Annotated in this window: 21 protein-coding genes, 1 tRNA gene and 1 pseudogene; 10 read left to right on the top strand and 13 right to left on the bottom strand. The window is 59.8% G+C overall.

Going from position 1 to position 21,703, the window contains the following annotated elements; genetic code table 11:
- Positions 1-161: 161 nt before the first annotated feature.
- Positions 162-908, top strand: a complete 747-nt coding sequence (locus AC3Y64_RS23600) for an energy transducer TonB (RefSeq protein ID WP_489988026.1) — start codon at positions 162-164, stop codon at positions 906-908.
- Complete coding sequence (gene rimI, locus AC3Y64_RS23595) at positions 901-1,353, top strand: ribosomal protein S18-alanine N-acetyltransferase (RefSeq protein WP_158960245.1); 453 nt, start codon at positions 901-903, stop codon at positions 1,351-1,353. The genes AC3Y64_RS23600 and rimI overlap by 8 nt, the downstream gene beginning before the upstream one ends.
- A 100-nt stretch (positions 1,354-1,453) precedes the next feature.
- On the opposite strand, the gene AC3Y64_RS23590 is transcribed toward rimI, so the two are convergent.
- A complete protein-coding gene (locus tag AC3Y64_RS23590; protein ID WP_489985426.1) occupies positions 1,454-1,858 on the bottom strand; it encodes a serine kinase/phosphatase in 405 nt (134 codons plus the stop codon).
- A gap of 141 nt (positions 1,859-1,999) precedes the next feature.
- Here AC3Y64_RS23590 and can point away from each other — a divergent pair, with 141 nt between their 5' ends.
- Positions 2,000-2,644 (top strand): carbonate dehydratase, encoded by a 645-nt coding sequence (can, locus tag AC3Y64_RS23585; RefSeq protein ID WP_064120416.1) that lies wholly within the window; start codon positions 2,000-2,002, stop codon positions 2,642-2,644.
- Between the two features lie 11 nt (positions 2,645-2,655).
- Here the strand turns inward: can and AC3Y64_RS23580 are convergent, their stop codons facing one another.
- The 3 genes from AC3Y64_RS23580 to AC3Y64_RS23570 form a co-directional block, all read right to left on the bottom strand.
- The gene (locus AC3Y64_RS23580; RefSeq protein ID WP_489985425.1) at positions 2,656-3,180 is read right to left on the bottom strand and encodes an SET domain-containing protein-lysine N-methyltransferase; all 525 of its coding nucleotides are present in this window, start codon (positions 3,178-3,180) and stop codon (positions 2,656-2,658) included.
- Positions 3,181-3,354: 174 nt separating this feature from the next.
- Positions 3,355-4,536, bottom strand: a complete 1,182-nt coding sequence (locus tag AC3Y64_RS23575; RefSeq protein WP_489985424.1) for a hypothetical protein — start codon at positions 4,534-4,536, stop codon at positions 3,355-3,357.
- Positions 4,537-4,702: 166 nt separating this feature from the next.
- The gene (locus tag AC3Y64_RS23570; protein WP_489985423.1) at positions 4,703-6,121 is read right to left on the bottom strand and encodes a short-chain fatty acid transporter; all 1,419 of its coding nucleotides are present in this window, start codon (positions 6,119-6,121) and stop codon (positions 4,703-4,705) included.
- 332 nt (positions 6,122-6,453) lie between these two features.
- On the opposite strand from AC3Y64_RS23570, the gene AC3Y64_RS23565 reads away from it, so the two are divergent.
- From AC3Y64_RS23565 to AC3Y64_RS23550, 4 genes and pseudogenes are all read left to right on the top strand, one after another.
- Positions 6,454-7,767 carry an MFS transporter gene (locus AC3Y64_RS23565; protein ID WP_489985422.1) on the top strand — a complete coding sequence of 438 codons (1,314 nt, stop codon included), beginning with the start codon at positions 6,454-6,456 and terminating at the stop codon, positions 7,765-7,767.
- A pseudogene (locus AC3Y64_RS23560) lies at positions 7,653-8,660 on the top strand (PAS domain-containing protein); the annotation flags it as partial. The gene AC3Y64_RS23565 and the pseudogene AC3Y64_RS23560, both read left to right, overlap by 115 nt.
- Complete coding sequence (locus tag AC3Y64_RS23555) at positions 8,640-9,200, top strand: methyl-accepting chemotaxis protein (protein WP_256671804.1); 561 nt, start codon at positions 8,640-8,642, stop codon at positions 9,198-9,200. The pseudogene AC3Y64_RS23560 and the gene AC3Y64_RS23555, both read left to right, overlap by 21 nt.
- 176 nt (positions 9,201-9,376) lie before the next feature.
- Entirely contained in the window at positions 9,377-9,976 is a 600-nt protein-coding gene (locus AC3Y64_RS23550) for a flavin reductase family protein (RefSeq protein ID WP_489985421.1), read from the top strand.
- Between the two features lie 67 nt (positions 9,977-10,043).
- On the opposite strand, the gene ggt is transcribed toward AC3Y64_RS23550, so the two are convergent.
- Entirely contained in the window at positions 10,044-11,876 is a 1,833-nt protein-coding gene (gene ggt, locus AC3Y64_RS23545; RefSeq protein WP_489985420.1) for a gamma-glutamyltransferase, read from the bottom strand.
- A 261-nt stretch (positions 11,877-12,137) separates the two neighbouring features.
- Here ggt and AC3Y64_RS23540 point away from each other — a divergent pair, with 261 nt between their 5' ends.
- Positions 12,138-13,250, top strand: a complete 1,113-nt coding sequence (locus AC3Y64_RS23540) for a DUF2817 domain-containing protein (RefSeq protein ID WP_489985419.1) — start codon at positions 12,138-12,140, stop codon at positions 13,248-13,250.
- 55 nt (positions 13,251-13,305) lie between these two features.
- On the opposite strand, the gene AC3Y64_RS23535 is transcribed toward AC3Y64_RS23540, so the two are convergent.
- Both AC3Y64_RS23535 and AC3Y64_RS23530 read right to left on the bottom strand, forming a co-directional pair.
- Entirely contained in the window at positions 13,306-13,578 is a 273-nt protein-coding gene (locus tag AC3Y64_RS23535; RefSeq protein ID WP_489985418.1) for a bacteriocin immunity protein, read from the bottom strand.
- 7 nt (positions 13,579-13,585) lie between these two features.
- Entirely contained in the window at positions 13,586-14,833 is a 1,248-nt protein-coding gene (locus tag AC3Y64_RS23530; RefSeq protein WP_489985417.1) for an S-type pyocin domain-containing protein, read from the bottom strand.
- Positions 14,834-15,196: 363 nt separating this feature from the next.
- On the opposite strand from AC3Y64_RS23530, the gene AC3Y64_RS23525 reads away from it, so the two are divergent.
- Both AC3Y64_RS23525 and AC3Y64_RS23520 read left to right on the top strand, forming a co-directional pair.
- On the top strand, positions 15,197-15,589 hold the full coding sequence (locus AC3Y64_RS23525) for a helix-turn-helix domain-containing protein (protein ID WP_250606175.1): 393 nt from the start codon (positions 15,197-15,199) through the stop codon (positions 15,587-15,589).
- Positions 15,590-15,670: 81 nt separating this feature from the next.
- A complete protein-coding gene (locus AC3Y64_RS23520; RefSeq protein ID WP_489985416.1) occupies positions 15,671-15,895 on the top strand; it encodes a SymE family type I addiction module toxin in 225 nt (74 codons plus the stop codon).
- A 68-nt stretch (positions 15,896-15,963) separates the two neighbouring features.
- Here AC3Y64_RS23520 and AC3Y64_RS23515 read toward each other — a convergent pair.
- The 6 genes from AC3Y64_RS23515 to AC3Y64_RS23490 form a co-directional block, all read right to left on the bottom strand.
- A tRNA-Met gene (locus AC3Y64_RS23515) sits at positions 15,964-16,040 on the bottom strand.
- An 86-nt stretch (positions 16,041-16,126) separates the two neighbouring features.
- A complete protein-coding gene (locus AC3Y64_RS23510; RefSeq protein ID WP_489985415.1) occupies positions 16,127-17,581 on the bottom strand; it encodes an amidase in 1,455 nt (484 codons plus the stop codon).
- A 59-nt stretch (positions 17,582-17,640) separates the two neighbouring features.
- On the bottom strand, positions 17,641-18,687 hold the full coding sequence (locus tag AC3Y64_RS23505) for an ABC transporter substrate-binding protein (RefSeq protein WP_489985414.1): 1,047 nt from the start codon (positions 18,685-18,687) through the stop codon (positions 17,641-17,643).
- Between the two features lie 27 nt (positions 18,688-18,714).
- Positions 18,715-19,521, bottom strand: a complete 807-nt coding sequence (locus AC3Y64_RS23500; RefSeq protein ID WP_158960223.1) for an ABC transporter permease — start codon at positions 19,519-19,521, stop codon at positions 18,715-18,717.
- Positions 19,521-20,441, bottom strand: coding sequence for an ABC transporter permease (locus tag AC3Y64_RS23495; RefSeq protein WP_489985413.1), 921 nt, complete (start codon positions 20,439-20,441; stop codon positions 19,521-19,523). The genes AC3Y64_RS23500 and AC3Y64_RS23495 overlap by 1 nt, the downstream gene beginning before the upstream one ends.
- Before the next feature lie 15 nt (positions 20,442-20,456).
- Positions 20,457-21,575: an ABC transporter ATP-binding protein gene (locus tag AC3Y64_RS23490; RefSeq protein ID WP_489985412.1), complete on the bottom strand. Its 1,119-nt coding sequence runs from the start codon at positions 21,573-21,575 to the stop codon at positions 20,457-20,459.
- Between the last annotated feature and the right edge of the window lie 128 nt (positions 21,576-21,703).

Genomic DNA, 21,703 nt, shown 5'->3' with positions numbered 1-21,703 from the left:
GATTCACTCTCGGGACGGGCTGTCGCATTTTGCAGGATAAAGGCTATCGATCAACAGCAAGCGATCTTGAGCGAAGGGCGGTAGAATCAGCCCACTTCAGTTATCCACAAGTGGCCGACCCTTTGCTTATCGAGTCCCGCCGCCGCGCCTATTTGAACGCCATGCAGGTGGTCAACTGGCTGCCGCGCACCGAATTGCCCTTCGCCGCGCCATCGCGGCCCGAGCTGCTGGACATGCCCGAGCCCGAGGTCGAGGTTCCGTTGGTGCCCGCACCGCAGGCCGAAGCGCCCGCGCAGCCTGTTGCGCGCCCGAGCGAACGGCCGAAAATCGAAGTGCCGCGCCCCTCTCTGGCGAGTACCCGCACCGGGGCCAAACCGGTGGAAGTGGTCGAAGACACGCCAGTGATCGCCAAACCGGCCCCGGTGCCACCACCGCGTTTCGCCCTGCAATTGCTGCGCGCCGGTCGCTGCCTGCTGTTGGTCGAGTTACCCACAGGCGAGGCCTTCCAGAGCCGCGATCCGGCCTACCTGTTGCTCAAAGACATGCTGCGCGCCGCCGGTCTGCCCGATGCGCCGCAAATTGTCGGCGAGCCGGTGCGTTGGCCTTGGCTCAATCGCGGCAATATGGATCAAGGCCCGGAAGCGGCGCGCGACTTCGTTCAGGGTTTCCTGTCGGTACAAATGGAAGCGGCGCCATGCGCCTGTCTGTGGCTGATCGGCCTGCCAGCGGTGCGCTTTGCCGGTGAAGCGGACGCTGAAGCCTTCAATCGTGAATTGCAGATCGAAGGGCTGGGCCTGGCCTGGGCCATTCCCGGTCTGGAATTGTTAATGGAAGAGCCACAGCGCAAAGCCGCTGTGTGGCAAGCCATGCGTCGGCTGATGGCGCGCTGGAAAGAATCGAATGAGTGACGCTGTATCGTTCCGCCCGATGACCGAGGCGGATCTGGACGCTGTGCTGAAGATTGAGTTCGCCGCGTACAGCCATCCGTGGACCCGCGGGATTTTTCTCGACGGCCTGGGCAAATACCAGATCTGGCTGATGTTCGAAGGCCAGCAACAGGTCGGTCACGGCGTGGTGCAGATCATTCTCGATGAAGCGCACCTGCTCAACATCACGGTCAAACCGGAGAATCAGGGGCGAGGGCTGGGCCTGACGTTGCTCGAGCACCTGATGTCGCGGGCCTATGCGGCTGAGGCGCGGGAGTGTTTTCTCGAAGTGCGTGACAGCAATCGCTCGGCGTTCCGCTTGTACGAGCGCTATGGTTTCAACGAGATTGGCCGGCGTCGGGATTATTATCCGGCGGTGGGCGGGCGTGAAGACGCCGTGGTCATGGCCTGCACTCTGGTCGATTAATCCTTAAAAGCATCGCGAGCAGGCTCACTCCTACAATTTGGAATGCGTTCCCTTGTAGGAGTGAGCCTGCTCGCGATAGCTATTTACCAACCGACACAGGTCAGCGCTTGCCATCCAGCGGATCGCGCCGCGCCAGTTCTGCTTCATCCAGCCCATCGCCGCCGCCAATGTCGTCTTCATCGACCAGGCTCAGATCCCAATCCGCCGGATTGCCTTCACCAGCCTCTTCGGCGTCCCGCGCGCCGTCTTCATGAATCAGCGTCTCCGGGCTCATGTCATCGTCGGTCGGCTGATGATCGCTGACCGAGGCCCCGGTCATCCCGGCCTCACGTACGCGCTCATTGGGCATCAATTGCTCGCGTTCGCGCTCCGGGATCTCATCACCGATTTTCGCGCTGGGCTCGTCTTCATCGAAATCCAGCTCATGCACCGAACCCATGCGGTCTTCGTTATCATCGATGGGTTCCGGTTGCACCGCATCGTAAGGGCGTCGTGAATCAGTCATGGCAAATCCTCATACTGTGGGCCTTACTTAGGTGGACTCACCGGGGACACGAGAATTCCCACGAAATCACTTGCGGTTCTGGCGTGACCCCGACGGGCGGTCGTCTGTCAAAGCAGCGCATCTTTCTTGAGGCCTTACAGCATGCACGACTTACAAGACCTGATTGATAACAACGAGCGTTGGGCTGACGCGATCACCAAGGAAGACCCGGATTTCTTCGCCAAGCTGGCGCGCCAGCAAACGCCGGAATATCTGTGGATCGGCTGTTCCGACGCACGCGTCCCGGCCAACGAAATCGTCGGCATGCTGCCGGGCGATCTGTTCGTACACCGCAACGTCGCCAACGTGGTGCTGCACACCGACCTCAACTGCCTGTCGGTGATCCAGTACGCGGTCGACGTGCTCAAGGTCAAACACATCCTCGTCACCGGCCACTACGGCTGCGGCGGTGTACGCGCGTCGATGCAGGACCGGCAGTTCGGCCTGATCGACGGCTGGCTGCGTTCGATCCGCGATCTTTACTACGAAAAACGCGAAGAGCTGGCCAAGCTGCCGACCGAAGAAGAACAGGTCGATCGCATGTGTGAGCTCAACGTGATCCAGCAAGTGGCCAACGTCGCCCACACCAGCATCATCCAGAACGCTTGGCATCGCGGGCAGAGCCTGTCGATCCACGGGTGCATCTACGGCATCAAGGACGGTCGCTGGAAAAGCCTGAACACCACCATCAGTGGTTTCGAGCAACTGCCGCCGCAATACCGCTTGCGTCCGGTCGGGGCCGTGTAACAAGCGTTTCTTCAGCGCCGGCCCGAATAGCGCCAGCGCTGGAAAAAGCACTGACCTTCGATATTGGGTGGTTCGTCGTATCCGGTGATCCACCCACGGCAGCTCGGTGAACCACAACCGCAGGCGAACTGGCGTAACAGTTTGTCCTCGGTGGTGGCGTAATCCATGGTCAGGCGCTCGCCGCTGTGGATATCTTTCAATGCCCACAGCCACAACTCACTCATGTCGAGAAACACGTTCGGGTCGCAGGAGTGTTCCAGCAAGCCGGCAAAACGTGGGTCATAGATGTGAATGCCGGTTTGCATTTGTCGGGTCTGTCGACAGCGGTAGGGCAGCAATTGCCCAGAAACACGGCACATTCGACTGATGCGCATGAACTCCCGGCGAGCTTCCACGGCCGCGGCGTTGCCTTGGTCATCGAGGACGATGCGAAAGTCTGCGCTGGAGGGGAAACCCAAGCGCACGGGGAGGCCGGCAAACGGATAAATCCCTTCCGTATCGTGTTGCGAGAACTCATGGAAAACCTGATTGTTCATAACGATCCTTGTATGTCCGGTATTGCCCCCAAATGCTGACCCAATGTCTCGCGACGCCAAGATTGGATCCAAGCGTCTCTCATTTGAAACATTTGGTCTACTGTCAGATCTGACAGTCGAAATAGCCGTTTTCCCGCGTCAGCCATTACTGACACGGGAAGCCGATCGGCACGACTAAATATGCGGGGCTGCAACCGTTGGCGCTGGCAGCGGCGCCTTGAGCTGTTGCAGCTGCGTCTTGATCGGCGCCGTCGCGCACTTGGCCGCGGCCTGTTCCGGCGTCAGGTCACGAATCGAGGTGTAGAACAGCTCGCAGGTTTTCACCTTCTGCGTCACTTGCCAGGTCTGTGTACAGTCGTTGAGGGTTTTCTGTGCATCGCTGCCCGGTTTGCTGCCCATCCCGGCCTGCCAGCAGGCGGCACTCAAATCCTGGCCCATGACCTTCAGACCCGCCGCATCGGCTTTGGCCTGATCGCCGTCGTAGCTGGCCGGGTCGGCGGCGTACCAGATGTAACTCGGATGATTGGAGCCGAGCACCGGCACTTTCACGCCCTCACTCGGGCTGATGCTCGCCAGGCCCAGCACGTTCACGGTCGGCCCGTATTGCTGTTTGATCCAGTTACGCACCGGCGCACCGAACGCGACCATCGGCAACGCGACGCCGCTGGCGTTCTGGCTGACCTGCTTGACCATGCTGGTCTGATAATCCTTGAAGTAGTCGTAAACGCCTTCCAGATCTTTGCCAGCATTGGACGGCGCGGCAATCGGCGCGATGTCCACGATGGTCTGGTAGGCCGGCGTTTGCCCGGCGGGGATACCGTTGTCGGTCAACAGTTCGGCCCAGCGATCGGTGGTGTTCGAGCGCAGATAATCCTGCGCCTGGGTCAACGAATAGTCAGGCGGAAAGTGCAGCAGCTCGACGCTTTTACGGTTTTCCAGGGCCATGCCCAGCGGCAGGAACAGATACCAGCTGTAAGCCCATTTGCCGTCGGCATTCAGCTTGCTGGCGCCGGTGTAAGCCAGATCTCCGGCATCGAGTAGCGCTGCCAGCGGTTTCTCGTAATCCTTCGGCACACCGCTGATCTCGGCATAGAGCTGCCCGTTGTCGGTCTTCACCAGTACCTTGGCATCGTTGTAACCGTCGCGCTGGACGCTTTGGTTCAGGTAATGGGCGACGGTCTGCTCCAGCGTCCAGTTGCGGAAGCAGATCACGCTGCAGTTGTTGGGATAGGCGAAGAGGCGGGTGACGCGCTCGGTGCTGCCCAGTTTCAGATCGACGTCGGCGTGGGCGGCCGCGCTCAGTGTGAGCGCGGCGAGGGTCAGTGTTGTGGGGATAAGTCCTGCGAGTTTGAACATGCTCAGATCCTTTTCAGCGTGGTTTCCCGGTGATCGGGGGCGCCTCATAGTGGATCAGCGGTGATCGCCAGAAAAGCCATTGAGTTACACAGTGATCGAAAATCGGCTCGGTGATTGCCTGGAGCTGATCGCACCCGCCCCCAAGGCAGGTGCAACCCCTTTCAAATTACGGCATCACCGGCGGCGTATACGCCAATGTCGTCCCCAGCGCCCACAGCAACAGCAGCACCAGCGGCGTGTGCACCAGCAACTGTACGAACGAGAAGCCGATGAGATCCCGCGCCTTCAGCCCGAGTACGCCGAGCAGCGGCAGCATGTAGAACGGGTTGATCAGGTTCGGCAGCGCTTCCGCCGCGTTATAGATCTGTACCGCCCAGCCGAGGTGATATTGCAGATCATTGGCGACCTGCATCACGTACGGCGCTTCGATGATCCACTTGCCGCCGCCCGACGGGATGAAGAAACCGAGAATCGCCGAGTACACGCCCATCAACAGCGCGTAGGTGTCGTGCGAAGCGATGCTGACGAAGAACGTCGAGATGTGATGCGCGAGGGTTTGTGCATCGGTGCCTTTGACCGTGGTCATCAGCGCGGCAATCGAACCGTACAACGGGAACTGGATCAGCACGCCAGTGGTGGTCGGCACCGCGCGCGCCACCGCATCAAGGAAACTGCGTGGGCGCCAGTGCAGCAACGCACCGAGCATGATGAACAGGAAGTTGTAGGTGTTCAGCCCGGAAATCGCGGTGATCGCCGGTTTGGTCGAAAACTCATGGAACAGCCATCCCGCCGCCAGCAACACCAGCACGACAATCAGCAGCGGGCTGTGTTCCAGCCATTCACCCGGTCGCGTGCGCGGTTGCAGTGGCGGCAGATTGAAGGCCGGGTCGATGCCGCAGGCCTTGGCATCGCGCGCCGAGTTCGGCCCGGGAGCGGTGGCGTAGGCGATGATGATCGAGATCACGATCAGCGCCAGCAGCATGACCCCGGACTGCCAGAGGAAAATCGTTTCGGTGAACGGAATCACTCCGGTAATCGACAGGATCGACGGCGGCAGGCTGCCTGGGTTGGCCTGCAATTGCGCGGCCGACGACGACAGGCCCAGCGCCCATACCGCTCCAAGGCCCAGATAGGCAGCGGCACCGGCGGCGCGGTAATCCATTTTCAAATCGGTGCGGCGGGCCAGAGCGCGTACGAGCAAACCGCCGAAGACCAGCGACAGACCCCAGTTGAGCAGCGAAGCGACCATCGAAATCAGTGCGACCCAGGCCACGGCGGAGCGACCGTTTTTTGGAATGCGCGCCAGGCGGTCGATCAGTTTCACGGCGGGCGGCGAACTGGCGACGACGTAGCCGCCAATCACCACGAAGGCCATCTGCATGGTGAACGGGATCAGGCTCCAGAACCCGTCACCGAAGGCCATGGCGGCATCGGTGGGTTTGGCGCCCATGGCCAAAGTGGCCAATGCAACGATGATCACGGCCAGCGCGGCGAATACCCAGGAATCGGGGAACCAGCGTTCGGCAAAGCTTGAACAGCGCAGGGCAAAGCGTGCGGAGCGGCTATCTTCGATATCAACGGCCACGGGAGTACCTCGGATTTTTATGGTTATTGTGGTCTTGCGGACGAAACACATATCCCCTGTAGGAGTGAGCCTGCTCGCGATAGCTTTCTTACATTCAACACGTGTATTGACTGAATCGACGCCATCGCGAGCAGGTGAAGGCCTACAAGGATCTTGGCATGACTTGCCGATGGTGGATCGCCTAGCAGGACAGGCATTAACAGTAATTCAACTGCCGGTGCTTTGTGAGCAGCTTTTGCAAAACCGGGACTATGGTCTAACGGGTTGTCCATCCGCGCATTTGCGTAGACCATGGGCGCCTTGGTTTTTTGCCTGATCCAGAGTTCTTTGCCATGACTGCCCAATCCACGGCCAAACCTGCGCCGTTCAGCCGCTCCGACTACAAGACCCTCGGCCTTGCGGCCCTTGGTGGTGCGCTGGAAATCTACGATTTCATCATCTTCGTCTTCTTCGCCCTGACCCTCAGCCAGTTGTTCTTCCCGCCGGAAATGCCCGAGTGGCTGCGTCTGCTGCAAAGCTTCGGGATTTTCGTCACCGGTTATCTGGCGCGGCCGCTGGGCGGGATTCTGATGGCGCATTTCGCCGACAAACTGGGGCGCAAGAAAGTCTTCAGCCTGAGCATCCTGATGATGGCGCTGCCGTGCCTGCTGATCGGGATCATGCCGACTTATGCACAGATCGGTTATTTCGCCCCGCTGCTGTTGCTGGCGCTGCGTATCCTGCAAGGTGCGGCGGTTGGCGGTGAAGTGCCGAGTGCCTGGGTGTTCGTTGCCGAGCACGCGCCCACCGGCCACCGCGGTTATGCCTTGGGCTTTTTGCAGGCCGGGCTGACGTTTGGTTACTTGATCGGCGCGTTGACCGCGACGTTCCTCGCGCAAGTGTTCACCCCGGCGGAAATCCTCGATTACGCCTGGCGCTATCCGTTCCTGCTCGGCGGTGTGTTTGGTGTGATTGGCGTTTACCTGCGCCGCTGGCTGAGCGAAACCCCGGTGTTCATGGCCATGGAAGCGCAGCGCGAAGCACGGGTCGAATTGCCGTTGCGCACGGTGCTGCGCGAACATCGTTTGGCGATGTTGCCGGCGATGCTGCTGACCTGCGTGCTGACTTCGGCAGTGGTGGTGTTCGTCGTGATCACCCCGACCATGATGCAGAAAACCTTCGGCATGACTGCCAGCCACACCTTCGCCCTCAGTGCGTTGGGCATCGTGTTTCTCAATATTGGTTGCGTGATCGCCGGGTTGCTGGTTGATCGTCTCGGTGCCTGGCGCACGGTCATGTTGTATAGCCTGCTGCTGCCGCTGGGCATCGGCGTGTTGTATGGCTGCCTGATCATGGGCGGCGATTGGGTCGGCCTGGCTTATGCCGTGGCTGGTCTCGCGTGCGGTGTGGTCGGGGCGGTGCCGTCGGTGATGGTCGGCTTGTTCCCGGCGCGTATTCGCGTGTCAGGCATTTCCTTCACCTACAACATTGCCTACGCCGCATGGGCAAGTATCACACCGCTGTTGCTGATCGGTCTGATGCCTTGGAACCCATGGATCTGCGTGATTTTTTGCGCGGTGATGGGGGTTGTGGGCCTCCTGACGGCGGCGTATTTCGGTTCGCGGATGCCGCGCACAGGACCGTGTCAGGTGGCGGGAACTGCCTGACTCGGTGGCTCGGAACTATATTTGACCGACGGGTCGCCTGCACTCTTCAGAAAAGATTTTCAAAGCCGATGGCTAGGCTGCATCCCGCTTTCTATCCTGCCCATCGGTACTTCCCCATGTTCAACAAACGCTTGAAACAAGAGCTGGCCGCTCTTCGTGAAGAACTCTCCAGCCTAGTGCAAGTGAAGGAAAGCCTGGAAAGCGAGATGCTGGTGCTGACCCTTGAGCCTGACGGCCGGGTGCAGTCGGCCAACCAGAACTTCCTGAGCGAGATGCTCTACAAAAGCCACGACCTGATCGGCCGGGCGATTGAAGATATCGTTCCGGCTCACGTGAAGTCCGACGACTTCCACCAGCGCTTCAAGAACGCCATGAACCGTGGCGAGCATTTCGCCGGGGCCATTCGCCTGCTGCGTAGCAACGGCGAGGAAGCTTGGTTGCGTTCAATCGTGCAGCCAGTGCGTTCGTCGGATGGGCGAGTCAGGCACATTTCGATCTACGCCAGCGACCTGACCCGCACCATCGAGGCCTCACGCGAGCATGAAAACCTGATCGGCGCTCTGGTGCGTTCCACTGCCGTGATCGAATTTGACCTCAATGGCAATGTGCTCACCGCCAATGACCGCTTCCTCAGCGGCATGGGTTACAGCCTGGCGCAGATCAAGGGCAAACATCACCGCCTGTTCTGCGCTCCGGAGGAATACAACAGCGCCGAGTACCAGCATTTCTGGCGTCGCTTGAACAACGGCGAATTCGTTGCTGATCGCTTCAAACGGGTCGACAGCCATGGTCGTACGGTGTGGCTGGAGGCGTCCTACAACCCGGTGGTCGATGCCAACGACAAACTGTACAAAGTGGTGAAGTTCGCCACGGTGATCACCGATCAGGTCAACCGCGAACAAGCCGTCGCCGACGCTGCCAACATTGCCTACAGCACCTCCCAGCAAACCGACAGCACTGCTCAGCGTGGCACCACGGTGGTGACCGAGGCGGTCAATGTGATGCGCGATCTGTCCAAGCACATGCAAACCGCTGGTGAAGGTATCGAAGCGCTGAACGAGCAATCGCTGGTGATCGGCACCATCGTCAAAACCATCAGCGGCATTGCCGAACAGACCAACCTGCTGGCGCTCAATGCCGCCATCGAAGCGGCGCGTGCCGGCGAACAAGGTCGGGGCTTTGCGGTGGTGGCGGACGAAGTGCGCCAGTTGGCATCGCGCACCAGTCAGGCGACGGACGAGATCGTTGGCGTGGTGCGGCAGAACCAGGAAATGGCGCGCAACGCTGTGGCCCTGATGACCGACGGCAAACTCCAGGCCGAACAAGGCCTGGCGCTGGCGGCCGAGGCGGGCACGGTGATCGTCGAGATTCAGGACGGTGCGCAGAAAGTCGTGAACGCGGTGGGCCAGTTCGCCAATCAACTCTCTAACTGACCTGCGCTAAACCCCTGTAGGAGCTGCGGCACGCGGCGATCTTTTGATCTTGATTCCGAGGATCAACATCAAAATCAAAAGATCGCAGCGCGCCGCAGCTCCTACAGAGTTTCACCTGCCTGTATTTCGATGGTGGCGCTACAATCGGCTCCTTTTTCTTCCCGGAGCAGACCCTCATGAGCGATGCCCACCGCCGCCCGGTGCCCCTGAACAAAGCCTACCGTTTGCTCAATCACGGGCCGACCGTATTGGTCAGCGCCGCCCACGACGGCCAGCGCAACATCATGGCCGCCGCCTGGGCCATGCCATTGGACTTCGAACCACCGAAAGTTGCCGTCGTCCTCGATAAATCCACCTGGACCCGCCAACTGCTCGAAGCGTCCGGCACGTTCGTGCTCAACGTCCCGTGCGTCAATCAGGCCGACATCGTGCAAACCGTCGGCAACACGTCGGGTCTGGAGATCACCCAATCCCAAGGGCAAGACAAATTTCAGGCGTATGGCCTGCAAACCTTCAATGGCGAACAAGTCGAAGCGCCACTGCTCGAAGGCTGCGTTGCCTGGCTCGAATGCCGTTTGCTCCCGGAGCCGCGCAACCACGAGCAATACGACCTGTTTCTCGCCGAAGTCATCGCCGCCCACGCCGATGAACGCGTGTTCAGCGAAGGGCGCTGGCATTTCGAAGGGCATGACGGTTTGCGCACCTTGCACCATGTGGCGGGTGCGCATTTCCTGACGATTGGTGACGCGGTGGATGGCAAGACGTTGTCGGTTTGAAGGGCGGACCGGCTTATATAAAAAAAAGCCTACCTCGCGGTAAGCCTTTTCTTTTTGCCTCGTAGCCTCAATCCCCTAACGCTTCGCCTTCACGCCGTGGATCCGCGCCACCCTCTAGCGACGCTTTGCCCTGCGCATCCTTGACCCGCACGATGGCCTGGGTGCCGCTGGTCATGTCGATTTCATTGACGGCGTGACCTTTGTCTTTCAGCGCCTGAATCAGCGTCGGGCTGAATTGGCCTTGTTCCAGTTCGGTGGGGCCGTTACGGCTGCCGAAGTTGGGCAGGCTGATGGCGCTTTGCGGGTCGAGGTTCCAGTCGAGCAGGCCGACGGTGGTTTTCGCCACATATTCGATGATTTGCGAACCGCCCGGCGAGCCGACCGTGGCGACGAATTCGCCGCTGTGGCGATCGAAGATCAGCGTTGGCGCCATCGACGAGCGTGGACGTTTGCCCGGTTCGACGCGGTTGGCGACTTTTTGGCCGTTCTCTTCGGGGATGAACGAGAAGTCGGTCATCTGGTTGTTGAGCAGAAAGCCCTGAACCATCAGGTGCGAACCGAACGCCGCTTCGATGGTGGTGGTCATCGACACGGCACCGCCCAGATCATCCACCGCGACCACTTGCGAGGTGGAAATGCGCAGCGGCGAGCGGTCCGGCGCGTAGGCAACCTGTACGCCCGGCGGTGTGCCCGGTTTGGCGCTGCCCATGCTGCGTTCGCCGATCAGGCTGGCGCGGCTGGCCAGATAACCGGGATCGACCAGACCTTTGACCGGCACCGGCACGAAGTCGGTGTCGGCGACGTATTGCGCGCGGTCGGCGTAGGCCAGGCGTTCGGCTTCGGCGATCAGATACACGGCTTGCGGATCTGGTTCAATGCCGGCCGGTTTGTCGGTTTTAACCGGTTTGAGCGGTGTCAGGGAAAGGCGCGGGTCGCGGGCTTCCAGCGCCTGCAGCGTACCGAGAATCTGCGCCACGGCGATCCCGCCCGACGACGGTGGCGGCATGCCGCAGACCTGCCAACGTTTGTAATCGGTGCACAGCGGCGCACGTTCCTTGGCCTGATAGCGCTGCAGATCGTTCAGCGTCAGGCTGCCGGGGTTGGCGTGGCCCTGCACCTTGGCGACGATTTCTTCGGCGATCGAGCCTTTGTACAGCGCATCAGCACCTTCGCTGGCGATACGTTTGAGCACTGCCGCGAGCGCCGGGTTTTGCAGGCGCGTGCCGACGGCTTTGACGCTGCCATCGGCATTGAGGAAATACTTGGCCATGTCCGGCGACTTGCGGATGACGGGATCTGATTCCAGCAGCGAGTGCAAACGCGGGGAGATCGCAAAGCCTTGCTCGGCCAGTTTGATCGCCGGTTCAAACAGCTTCGCCCATGGCAGGCGACCGTGTTGCTTGTGTGCCATTTCCAGCGCACGCAACACACCCGGCGTACCCACCGAGCGACCGCCGATCTGCGCCTGCGGGAACGCCATCGGTTGGCCATCGGCGCGCAGGAACAGTTTCTCGGTGGCGCCGGCCGGTGCGGTTTCGCGGCCGTCATACGTGCGCACCTGTTTGCCGTCCCACAACACGATCATCGCGCCGCCGCCGATCCCGGAAGATTGCGGCTCAACCAGCGTCAGCACTGCTTGCATCGCAATCGCCGCATCAATCGCCGAACCGCCCTGACGCAGCATCTCGCGACCGGCTTCAGCCGCCAGCGGATTGGCAGCGGCGGCCATGTGTTTACTGGCGTGACGGGTTTGCAGATCAGTGCGGAAACCGGACGCGGCTTCCGGTGCCATCGGCAGGGTCGAGGAGGGCGGGGCGTTGCACGCGGTGAGGGTCAGGGCGCTGATGATCAGCGTCAGGGCTGGCAGGCGAAAACGGCTCAAGGGCAAGGCTGAAAACACGCGGGCTCTCCGTCCGTGGATTAAAAGTCTCAGGGACTGTATCGACCGCTCAGTCGCGACGCAAACCGGTGGGCATTTTTGTCTTTCTTTTCAGGGCGGATGTTCGTTAGGGTCAGCGTCAAATTCATCGAACTGAAATACGCCCCTGTGGGAGCGAGCCTGCTCGCGAATGCGGCGTGTCAGGCAACCAAAATGTTGGATGCACCGCCGCCTTCGCGAGCAAGCTCGCTCCCACAATTACAAGATCAACAAGAGGCTGATATGCACAGCGAGTTCCCCACCGAAGCCAGCTACCGCGATCAACGTGAACAGTTCATCGTCGCCGCCAATGCCGCCGGCGCCGCGCTCACCTCCTACGCGCATCCGCGTTGCGGCCCCTTCGGCGAACCCCTGAGTACCGACGTCGCCGTGCTCGGTGATCCACAGGCCAAACGCCGACTGGTAGCGCTCAGCGGAACCCACGGTGTCGAGGGCTATTACGGCTCGGACTGTCAGATCGATTGGCTGAAAACCTTCGAACCTGGTTCGCTGCCCAAGGACGTCGCGGTGGTGATGGTGCACCTGATCAACCCATGGGGCACGGCGTGGTTACGCCGGGTCAACGAAGACAACATCGACCTCAACCGCAATCACCTCGATTTCACCGGACCGCTGCCGGATAACCGCGCGTACGCGGCACTGCATGAAATCTACGCGTGCACCGATTTGCAAGGCCCCGAGCGCAAACGCGCCGATGCCTTGCTCGATGCGCAAATCAACGAACACGGCTGGCCAGCGGTGATGTCGATTGTCGAGGGCGGCCAGCACAGCCATCCCGATGGCCTGTTCTACGGTGGCCACGCGCCGAGCTGGTCGAATCGCACGTTGCATCAAATCATCGACGCACATGTGGCTGGCGCTGAAACGGTGATGTGTTTTGACCTGCACACCGGCGCTGGCGAGTACGGCCATCCGATGTTGCTGACCATCACCCAGGCGCCGTACCCGGCACTCGCGCAAGCCCAGGCGATTTATGGCCCATGGCTTTACACGCTGCACACTGGCGCCGAGACCTTGAGCGAAACCGGCGTGGCGGCGACGGCTACGGGGTACACCTCGCAGGCGTTGCTCAATGCTCTACCGGACGTGCAGTTGATGCCGTTCGTGATCGAATGCGGAACGTATCCGGGGCCGGCTGTGCATCGACATTTGCGCGATGACCATTGGCTGCATCTGCATGGCGATCCGCTGGATGCGGCGGGGAGGGCGATCAAGGTGAATTTGCTGGAGCAGTTTTATCCGGCGGATGCGGATTGGCGGGCGATGGTGAGGCTGCGGACTCGGCAGATCTGGGCGAAGGGGTTGGCAGCCCTATCAGGCGTAGCCTTGTGGTGAGGAGGTTTATCCCCTCGCCACAAGTTCGGTGTTGTCTCGAGATATTTAAAAGCACTTACTGCTTGAAGCCCGGCAAACCCTGCGCTGCTCGCCATTCTTTTACAATTTTCGTTACGCCCTGAGGGGAGCTATCCGCACCAGGCCCCGGGTAATAGATCAGATCCGAGCCAGCTGGGTGTTCGCTGATTTTCTCGAAGTGCAACAGCAGTAAGTCAGCGCGATCATCGCTTTCTGCTTCTTCATCTTCTTTAGCGAGCTCTTCCAGCAGCGCGATGAACTCGGCCTCGGTATACTCCGAAATGCTGTTTTTCAATAATTTGTCTGTCATGGCTAACCTATTCGTTCCGGTGGATATCGATGTGGTTTCGCGGCGTGTTCACTCGCAGATTATCTACGTCGTAAACGCCGCCGCCCTCTGATATTTTTTCGAGGTGATGAAGTTCGTAAGATCTTCTACCTCCGACGCTATCGGCTTTGCGCACACGTGGTGCTTTGCCTTTACGCATACGGCCAGCGTTCTGTTTGATGAACTGATCCACCACGGCTGACTCCGAAACGGCTTTCCAAAGGGCTGCTCTGAACGAGTCGAAGCTTTTGAAGTCGCGTCCACGCAGTGAGTCTGCCACGTCCGTCGGAATTGGAACTCCTACCCCAGAGCTTGCTCCGATGAGCCATATCCCCGACACATCCTCACCAACCCCCGTCACCGTACCCGGCGTCAGTCTGGCCGGCCTCGAAAACACCACATAAAGCGACTTAAGCCCAGTGTCCGCCGGAAACACCAGAATACAATCCTCGGCAGTCATGTCCTCGCCGGGCAGGCCTTCTATCTGGCTGTCGGTGTTCTCCGCGATTGGATGAACAAGGATCGTGTTCAGTTGCTCGCCGTGTTCGGGATACACCAGCGGCGGCATTGAACCGAGTGGCCCGCGTTGCGGCGTCCACAAAATCGTGATGCCGTTGAGCTTGGCCTCCATCGCAGTCTTGTCGCTGTTCCACTCGACTTTGACGGTACGCACCGAGTCATCGCCCGAGGCGCCGGAGTGGATGCCGTAAACCCGCATCACCCCTTCAGCATCACGTCGAAACTGGAAGCGCACACGAGTGGGGGCGCGGCTCATGCGGCGCAGTTGTTCATCGGTGTGCAGCGTGCCGTCGCCCATGCGGGTCGGCAGCATCCCGAGGACGAACACGCTGGCCGGCCCAACAGCGCCGCGAATTGCCCAGTTGAGGCGTTGTTGCAGAATCCCGCCGCCCGCCAAACGCCCCAGGCCCAGATCGGCACCTATTGCCGTCGCGACAGCAGTGCTGGCAGAGGGCAGGAGCATGGCACCTGCGACCATGATCTTGCCGAAGTTGCTGGCGGGTTCGGGTGCCGTGCCGGCGTCCGTTCGGCACCAGTTACCCACAGTGCAGGACTTGGCAAATACCTGATCTTCGCGGGGCTTGGGCGTTGGCCATTCATCCTCTTCGATGTACACCGGCTCCGGCGCTTTGGGCAGAAACCATCCGCCCCATGAATCGCCACGGTAGTCGCGCTTGCGGGGCCAATCTTCATCGAAGAGGGATTTGAATCGAGCCATGACAACTCCCTGTATGGCTTTGAATCGAGCCAGGGAAGCTTGTCGGTCAATGGGGAATCCGGGCAAACCGATGAGGTGAGTTTCAGGCGCGTGGTTTTACGAAAAATCCAATTCGTACCTGAATCGAACCTGTTTCCTACGGCTGCTTCTGGGCCGATGGATGCAGATGAGCCAGCGGTGTTTTGCGCTTGTAGTCTTTCGGTTTGGATGGAGGGGGTTTCTGAATTTTTCCTACAAACCTTTCAGGTCGACAACTTACGCGCCTTTACCTGAGGATGGTTTCTATCGTTTTTTCCAGGATGGATTTCAGATGAAAAGGATGAGTCCGTTGCCATTCAACTCTATTTTCAGTCGGCCATTGTCATGAGTGTTTCCAATGAGGATCGCGATTTTCTGGTGGCGATGGGCAGTCGTATTGCTCACTTACGCACAGTGCACGAGATCACACAGACTCGGTTTGCACGGGCTTTAGGTCTTTCCCGGCAAACCTTTCAGGGCTACGAGGAGGGCACCCGCAGCATGCCGGTCACGACGCTGGTGAAGATGGCATTTGCGCTTCGCGTGCCTGTTGAAGACCTGCTCGGGGTTCCCTCGTACACGGAGACGCCCAGACGCAGCTTGACCTCGACGTGGTATCGACGGCTGCAGTCCATCAATGAGCTTTCGAAGGTTCAACAGAAGGTTATTGCGCAGATGCTTGACGCACTAATCGCACAGGCAGCGACCAAAACGAGCAACGAAGAAAAAGAAGTTTGAAGTAACCCAAAGAACGCGGAACCAAGGTGCGCGAACACCCTGGCCCCGCTAACCACAAAGCAGCTTAAAAGGAGCTGAACCATGGCTAAAACCAATCATACGACATCAACCCCCATCACTGAACGCCGGCTGAAAATCGCCGCTGATTTTTACCCCGTCCACACAAAGGAAAAATCCTACAGCCTCGCCAAACCGGTGCCCTGGATCAGGCTTCGCGGGTTGTGGTTGCGGCAGGCGGGATTCGAGGTGAACGAGAACGTCAAAGTGCGTGTGATGAAAGGGTGTCTGGTGATTACAGCGGAATAACAGATCACCGAGACTTTTCTCCAGGCATAAAAAAACGGCCTACCTTTCGGTAAGCCGTTTTTAGTACTTGGTGGCTACACAGGGACTTGAACCCCGGACCCCAGCATTATGAATGCTATGCTCTAACCAACTGAGCTATGTAGCCAAGTGGCGCGCATTATTCCCCTGAAATGGAAAAGCGTCAAGCGTAAATTTAAAAAATTTTTCTACGCTTTCAACCGTTTATCAAAATCACTGCATCAACAGCGGCGAAGGGCAGCGTTGGAACCAGCGGCTGGCCTGCTCATACGCGTGCGCCAGTTGCAGGACAGCGAAGTCGGCCTGGTGCTTGCCGATGATTTGCAGGCCCATCGGTAAACCCTGCGAATTGAACCCGGCCTGCACATTGGCAACCGGGCAACCCGAAAGGGTGCCGGGGATAACCACCTCCATCCAGCGGTGATAGGTGTCCATGCTTACGCCTTCGATAGACGTCGGCCACGGTTGGCTTTTGTCGAATGGGAACACCTGGGCGCTGGGCAGCAGCAGGTAATCGTACTTTTCGAACAGCCGAGAAATCGCCCGATACCAATCGCTGCGCACCACCGAAGCTGCAAACACTTCACTCGCCGACAGCTTCAAGCCGTTCTCCACTTCCCAGATCGCTTCCGGTTTCAACAATGCACGTTTCTGCGGATCGGCATAGGTCGCGCCCAACGATCCCGCGACCATCCAGTGCCGCAACGTCCGCCAACTGCTCCACAGCCGCTCAGGCGCAAAACCTGGTTCAACCGACTCAACGTGGCAGCCGAGGCTCTCAAAGTCGGCAAAGGTCTTCTCGCACAGCGACAGCACGCCTTGCTCCATCGGCAGATAACCGTTGAAATCGCCCAGCCAACCCAAGCGCGTGCCTTTGAAATCACGTTCCAGCGGCGCTGTAAAAACCTCACCAGATCCAGCGATTGACAAGGGCGCCCGCGCATCGCCCCCGGCTTGCACCGACAACAGCAACGCCGCATCCCTCACGCTGCGCGCCATTGGCCCCTCATAACCGAGCTGATCAAAAAACAGATCCGCGCTGTCATCGAACGGCACGCGCCCCTGCGATGGACGAAACCCAAAGATGTTATTGAACGCCGCCGGATTGCGCAGCGAGCCCATCATGTCGCTGCCATCCGCGACAGGCACCAGATGCATCGCCAGCGCCGCCGCCGCGCCACCGCTACTGCCACCGGCGGTTTTGCTCGGGTCATACGCGCAAGCAGTCGCACCGAACAACGGGTTATAGCTTTGCGAACCGAGACCGAATTCCGGGGTGTTGGTCTTGCCGATAATGATTGCGCCGGCCGCTTTGATTCGCTCGACCATGATCCCATCGCGCTCAGGGACAAAGTCCTTGTACAGCGGCGAACCCAGCGTGGTGCGAATGCCTTGGGTCAGCGACAGATCCTTGATCGCGTGGGGCAGACCATGCATCCAGCCACGATATTCGCCACGCGCCAGTTCGGCGTCGCGCTCATCGGCCTGCGCCAGCAGATGTTCCGGCGACTGCAGGCTGATCAGCGCATTGACCAACGGGTTGAAACGATCGATATGGGCAAGGTAAGTCTGCATCACTTCCCGGCAGGAAACCTGACGCAGGCGGATGCGTTCGGCGAGCTCATGGGCCTGCAACAGGACCAGTTCGCTGATGTTATTAGAGTTCATTGCAAGCGCCTTTCAGACGGCTGGAATAACGCCCCGCCAGTGTGACGGGGCGGTAGAGGTCAACGCATCAGGTTGGTCCAGAGACGGTCGGCGAGACGGATCGCGCCTTCGCCGCAAGTCTTGCTGAATACCACCTTGGTGCCCTCGGGAATGTGCAACTCCGGCGCATCCTTGAGCGCAGCGTCGAGGAACGGTTCGACGCCTTTGATCGGGCTCTGGTGCTTGAGGAAATTCTGCGTCATCGCCGAGTTTTCCGGCTGGCTGAGGAAGGCGATGAACGCCTTGGCATTCGCCGGGTTTTTGCTGCCGGCAGGGATGACCATGTTGTCGACCCAGGCCAGCACGCCTTCTTTCGGATAGAGGTATTTCAGCGTCGGTTTCATCTCGCGGGCACGCATCGATGAGCCACCCCAGAACATCGACATGTCGATTTCACCCGAGGCGAGGTTCTCGCGAATCGAGCCGGCCTTGGAGCTGTAGGTTTTCACGAACGGCTTCTGCGCCTTGAGCAGCGTCAGCACTTGCTGCATCTGTTTCGGGTCTTCGCTGCACAGCGGAATGTTCAGATAGAGGCTGGCCATGTCGACCATGTCGCTGACCGAGTCGAACATGTTGATCCGCCCCTGCAACTCGGCTGGCGGCTCATACAAAACCTTGTAGCTGTCAGCCGGGCCTTTGTAGCGGGCGCTGTCGAGCACGACGCTGGTGGTGCCCCAGATGAACGGCACCGAATACGCACCTTCCGGGTCCCAGCTCGGTTTTTTCAAGTTATCCACAACGCTGGCGTAGTACGGTTCCTTGACCGGGTCGAAGCGTTCCAGCAGGTTTTCCTTGATCAGGATCGGCACGAACTGGTGCGACGGAATCGCCACGTCATAACCGGCGCCGCCCTGTTTCAGTTTCGCCAACAAGGTCTCGTTGGAATCGTAGGAATCGACCGTGACTTCGATGCCGGTCTGCTTCTGGAACTTGGCGAGTATCTCCGGCGAAAAGTAGCCGCTCCAGCTCACCACGTTGAGTTTTTCGGCGGCCTGAACGCTGCCAGCCATCGCCAGCGGCACAGTCAGGACCAACGAAGTGCCAACGCTTTTTATCCACTTGCTCATGCTATTTCCCCACAGGTCGTAGAAGGTTCAGGCGTTCTTTTTGCCCAACAGGTAAGAGAGGCTGACGAACAGCACCGAGACGCCGAGGATCAGCGTCGACACGGCGTTGACGTCGGGTGTCACGCCCATCCGTAGCAGGCCGAAGATGAAAATCGGCAAGGTCGTGGTGCCGGCCTGCGAGACCATCATCGAGATCACGAAGTTATCCAGCGAGACGATGAAGGCCAGCATCAGCCCGGAGAAAATTCCCGGCATCAGCAGCGGCAAGGTCACTTTGCGAAAGGTCCGCCACGGGCCGGCGTACAGGTCGGCCGAGGCTTGTTCCAGCGACAGGTCCATGTCGTTCAGCCTTGCGCGAATCGGCAGGTAGGCGAAGGGAATGCAGAACACCGTGTGCGCAATGATCAGATTGCCGTAACCCAGCGACAGACCGATGGTCGAGAACAGCGCCAACGTCGCTACACCGACGACAATTTCCGGCAACACCAGCGGCAACATGATCGCGCCCATCGACAAGTGCAGGCCTTTGAACTTGGCGCCGCGCGAGGTGCCGAGGGCGGCGAGGGTGGCAATCGCGGTGGCGATCATGCTTGCGCAAACGGCGATCAACAGGCTGTTGCCGGCGGCCTGGCGCAAGGCCTGATTGGCGAACGCGGCGCGATACCAATCGAGGCTGAAACCGGTCCACACCGTCGCCGATTGGTTGGCATTGAACGAGAACACCACCAGCACCACGATCGGTGCGTAGAGGTACAGATAGAACAGAAAACTGAAGCCGCCGAAGCCAGGGAAGTCCTGTACGCCCAGCCCTTTGCGTTTGAATAGGCCGATCATCACGCACCTCCTTTGGCGATGCGCTGGCGCTCGGCGCGCAGGGCATAAACGGTCAGCACCAACATCACAGCGGCCATCAGCACCAGCGACAACGCCGCGCCAAACGGCCAGTTACGCGCATCGCTGAACTGCCGGAAGATCAGGTTGCCGAGCATCATTCGCGTGCCGCCACCGAGCAGTTCAGGGGCGATCATCGCGCCCAGGCACGGCACGAAGGTGAGGATCGCGCCGGCGAGAATTCCCGGCTTGGCGATCGGCAAAACTACTTTTCGCAAGGTGCGCACGCGTCCGGCGTAGAGATCCTGCGCGGCTTCGAGCAGACGGATATCCATCTTTTCCAGCGTCGCGTAAATCGGCAACACCACGAACGGCGCGTAGGTGTAAACCAGCCCCAGCAGCACCGCGCCGTCGGTGTACAACAACTGCAACGGCTCATGGATAACGCCCATGCCCATCAGGCTGTTGTTGATCACCCCGGTGTTACGCAGCAGCAGAATCCACGCGTAGGTGCGGATCAGCAGGTTGGCCCAGAACGGCACGGTGATCAGAAAGATCAGCAAACCGCGTCGATGCGCCGGCTGCATCGCCAGCCACACCGCCACCGGAAAACCGATCAGCAACGTGATGATGGTGGTCAGCCCGGCGATGCCGATCGAGCGCAGGGCGATGATCAGATACGAGTCGGCAAACGCGAGGCTGTCGTCCAGTTGTCGCTCGAAGAGCAGCGAGGTGTAGGCGTCGCTGCTGAAGACTTTGTTGACCCCGCCGTAGGGGTTGGCTTCCATCAGCGAATAACCGATGACGATCAGGATCGGCACCAGCAGAAACAGGCCGATGGCGATCAGCGCCGGGCTGACCCCGAGGAAACTCTGGAAGGCTTCGCGCCGCTCCAGTGTGTTGGCAATCGGTAAGGCGTGCATGGCAATTCCTCCGGCTCAATCGTGCAGGACGCTGGCGCTACCCTGGTCGAACAACAAGCCGGCCTGGGAGCCGACGGCAAAACGCAGGCTCTGGTCGACGCAGTTGGGCGTACGCACGGTGAGGCGCGAACCGTCGCTGAGGCTGACCTGATATTGCAGATCAGTGCCGAGATAGATCTGCGCTTCGATCCGGCACGGCAGCGCGGTTTCGGTAGCCGCTGGCACCAGATGCAGACGCTCAGGTCGCACCGACAAGGTCACGCTGGCGCCGACCTGCACATCGCTGCACGGTTGCGCCGGCAGTGGATGCCCGGCCGGACCGGCGAACCACGCCAAGCCGTCTTCCACACGAGTGACGGTGCTTTCGATGAAATTGGTTTCGCCAATGAAGTCGGCGACGAAGCGATTGCGTGGGCGTTCGTAGATGTCTTCAGGCCGACCGACCTGCTGCACTTCGCCTTCGGAGAGCACGGCGATGCGGTCGGACATGGTCAGCGCTTCTTCCTGGTCGTGGGTGACGAAGATGAAGGTGATACCGGTCTTGGCCTGGATGGTTTTCAGCTCTTCGCGCATCGCCTGACGCAGCTTGAGATCAAGCGCGGAAAGCGGCTCATCGAGCAACAGCACTTTCGGATGCGGTGCCAAAGCGCGGGCGAGGGCGACACGTTGTTGCTGACCGCCAGACAGCTGCGCCGGTTTGCGGTTGGCGAAACGTTCCATCTGCACCAGCGCCAGCATCTCGCGCACACGCTCGGCGATTTGCGCCTTGGTCAGGACTTTGCCCATCGGATGCGATTCAAGACCGAAGGCCAGGTTCTCGGCGATGGTCATGTGCGGGAACAGCGCGTAATGCTGGAACACCGTGTTGACCGGACGCTGGAACGGCGGGCGGTCAGCGATGTTTTCGCCGTAGAGAAGGATCTCGCCTTCGGTGGGAAATTCGAAACCGGCGATCATCCGCAGCAGCGTGGTCTTGCCGCAGCCGGAAGGGCCGAGAAGGGTGAAGAATTCGTTGTCGCGGATGTCCAGGTCGATGCTTTTCAGCGCCACCGGACCTGTCTGTGGATCACCGTAAACCTTGCGCACTGAGCGGATCGAGACCGCCAGCGTTTGCAGCGAATGCAGGGCATTCATGCGTTACCTCCGATTCCCCCATCGCCTGCGACTCGCTTGGAAAAGCGTTGCCGGCGGGCCATGGATATTATTTTTTTGGGCAGGATCGAGATTGCGTTCGGGTGTGAAACCAGCTGTTTTTTTATTCT

The sequence above is a fragment of the Pseudomonas sp. 4CAES_32.4 genome, from assembly GCF_058136335.1.
Note: the sequence above shows the minus strand (reverse complement) of the source record. Positions and strands in the feature narration are given on the sequence as shown.

What these genes read in the sequence shown, in the direction of transcription:
- AC3Y64_RS23600 (WP_489988026.1), top strand. Translation starts at nt 162, where the DNA reads ATGCAGGTGGTCAACTGGCTGCCGCGCACCGAATTGCCCTTCGCCGCG.
- rimI (WP_158960245.1), top strand. Translation starts at nt 901, where the DNA reads ATGAGTGACGCTGTATCGTTCCGCCCGATGACCGAGGCGGATCTGGAC.
- AC3Y64_RS23590 (WP_489985426.1), bottom strand. Translation starts at nt 1,858, where the DNA reads ATGACTGATTCACGACGCCCTTACGATGCGGTGCAACCGGAACCCATC.
- can (WP_064120416.1), top strand. Translation starts at nt 2,000, where the DNA reads ATGCACGACTTACAAGACCTGATTGATAACAACGAGCGTTGGGCTGAC.
- AC3Y64_RS23580 (WP_489985425.1), bottom strand. Translation starts at nt 3,180, where the DNA reads ATGAACAATCAGGTTTTCCATGAGTTCTCGCAACACGATACGGAAGGG.
- AC3Y64_RS23575 (WP_489985424.1), bottom strand. Translation starts at nt 4,536, where the DNA reads ATGTTCAAACTCGCAGGACTTATCCCCACAACACTGACCCTCGCCGCG.
- AC3Y64_RS23565 (WP_489985422.1), top strand. Translation starts at nt 6,454, where the DNA reads ATGACTGCCCAATCCACGGCCAAACCTGCGCCGTTCAGCCGCTCCGAC.
- AC3Y64_RS23550 (WP_489985421.1), top strand. Translation starts at nt 9,377, where the DNA reads ATGAGCGATGCCCACCGCCGCCCGGTGCCCCTGAACAAAGCCTACCGT.
- AC3Y64_RS23540 (WP_489985419.1), top strand. Translation starts at nt 12,138, where the DNA reads ATGCACAGCGAGTTCCCCACCGAAGCCAGCTACCGCGATCAACGTGAA.
- AC3Y64_RS23535 (WP_489985418.1), bottom strand. Translation starts at nt 13,578, where the DNA reads ATGACAGACAAATTATTGAAAAACAGCATTTCGGAGTATACCGAGGCC.
- AC3Y64_RS23530 (WP_489985417.1), bottom strand. Translation starts at nt 14,833, where the DNA reads ATGGCTCGATTCAAATCCCTCTTCGATGAAGATTGGCCCCGCAAGCGC.
- AC3Y64_RS23525 (WP_250606175.1), top strand. Translation starts at nt 15,197, where the DNA reads ATGAGTGTTTCCAATGAGGATCGCGATTTTCTGGTGGCGATGGGCAGT.
- AC3Y64_RS23520 (WP_489985416.1), top strand. Translation starts at nt 15,671, where the DNA reads ATGGCTAAAACCAATCATACGACATCAACCCCCATCACTGAACGCCGG.
- AC3Y64_RS23510 (WP_489985415.1), bottom strand. Translation starts at nt 17,581, where the DNA reads ATGAACTCTAATAACATCAGCGAACTGGTCCTGTTGCAGGCCCATGAG.
- AC3Y64_RS23505 (WP_489985414.1), bottom strand. Translation starts at nt 18,687, where the DNA reads ATGAGCAAGTGGATAAAAAGCGTTGGCACTTCGTTGGTCCTGACTGTG.
- AC3Y64_RS23500 (WP_158960223.1), bottom strand. Translation starts at nt 19,521, where the DNA reads ATGATCGGCCTATTCAAACGCAAAGGGCTGGGCGTACAGGACTTCCCT.
- AC3Y64_RS23495 (WP_489985413.1), bottom strand. Translation starts at nt 20,441, where the DNA reads ATGCACGCCTTACCGATTGCCAACACACTGGAGCGGCGCGAAGCCTTC.
- AC3Y64_RS23490 (WP_489985412.1), bottom strand. Translation starts at nt 21,575, where the DNA reads ATGAATGCCCTGCATTCGCTGCAAACGCTGGCGGTCTCGATCCGCTCA.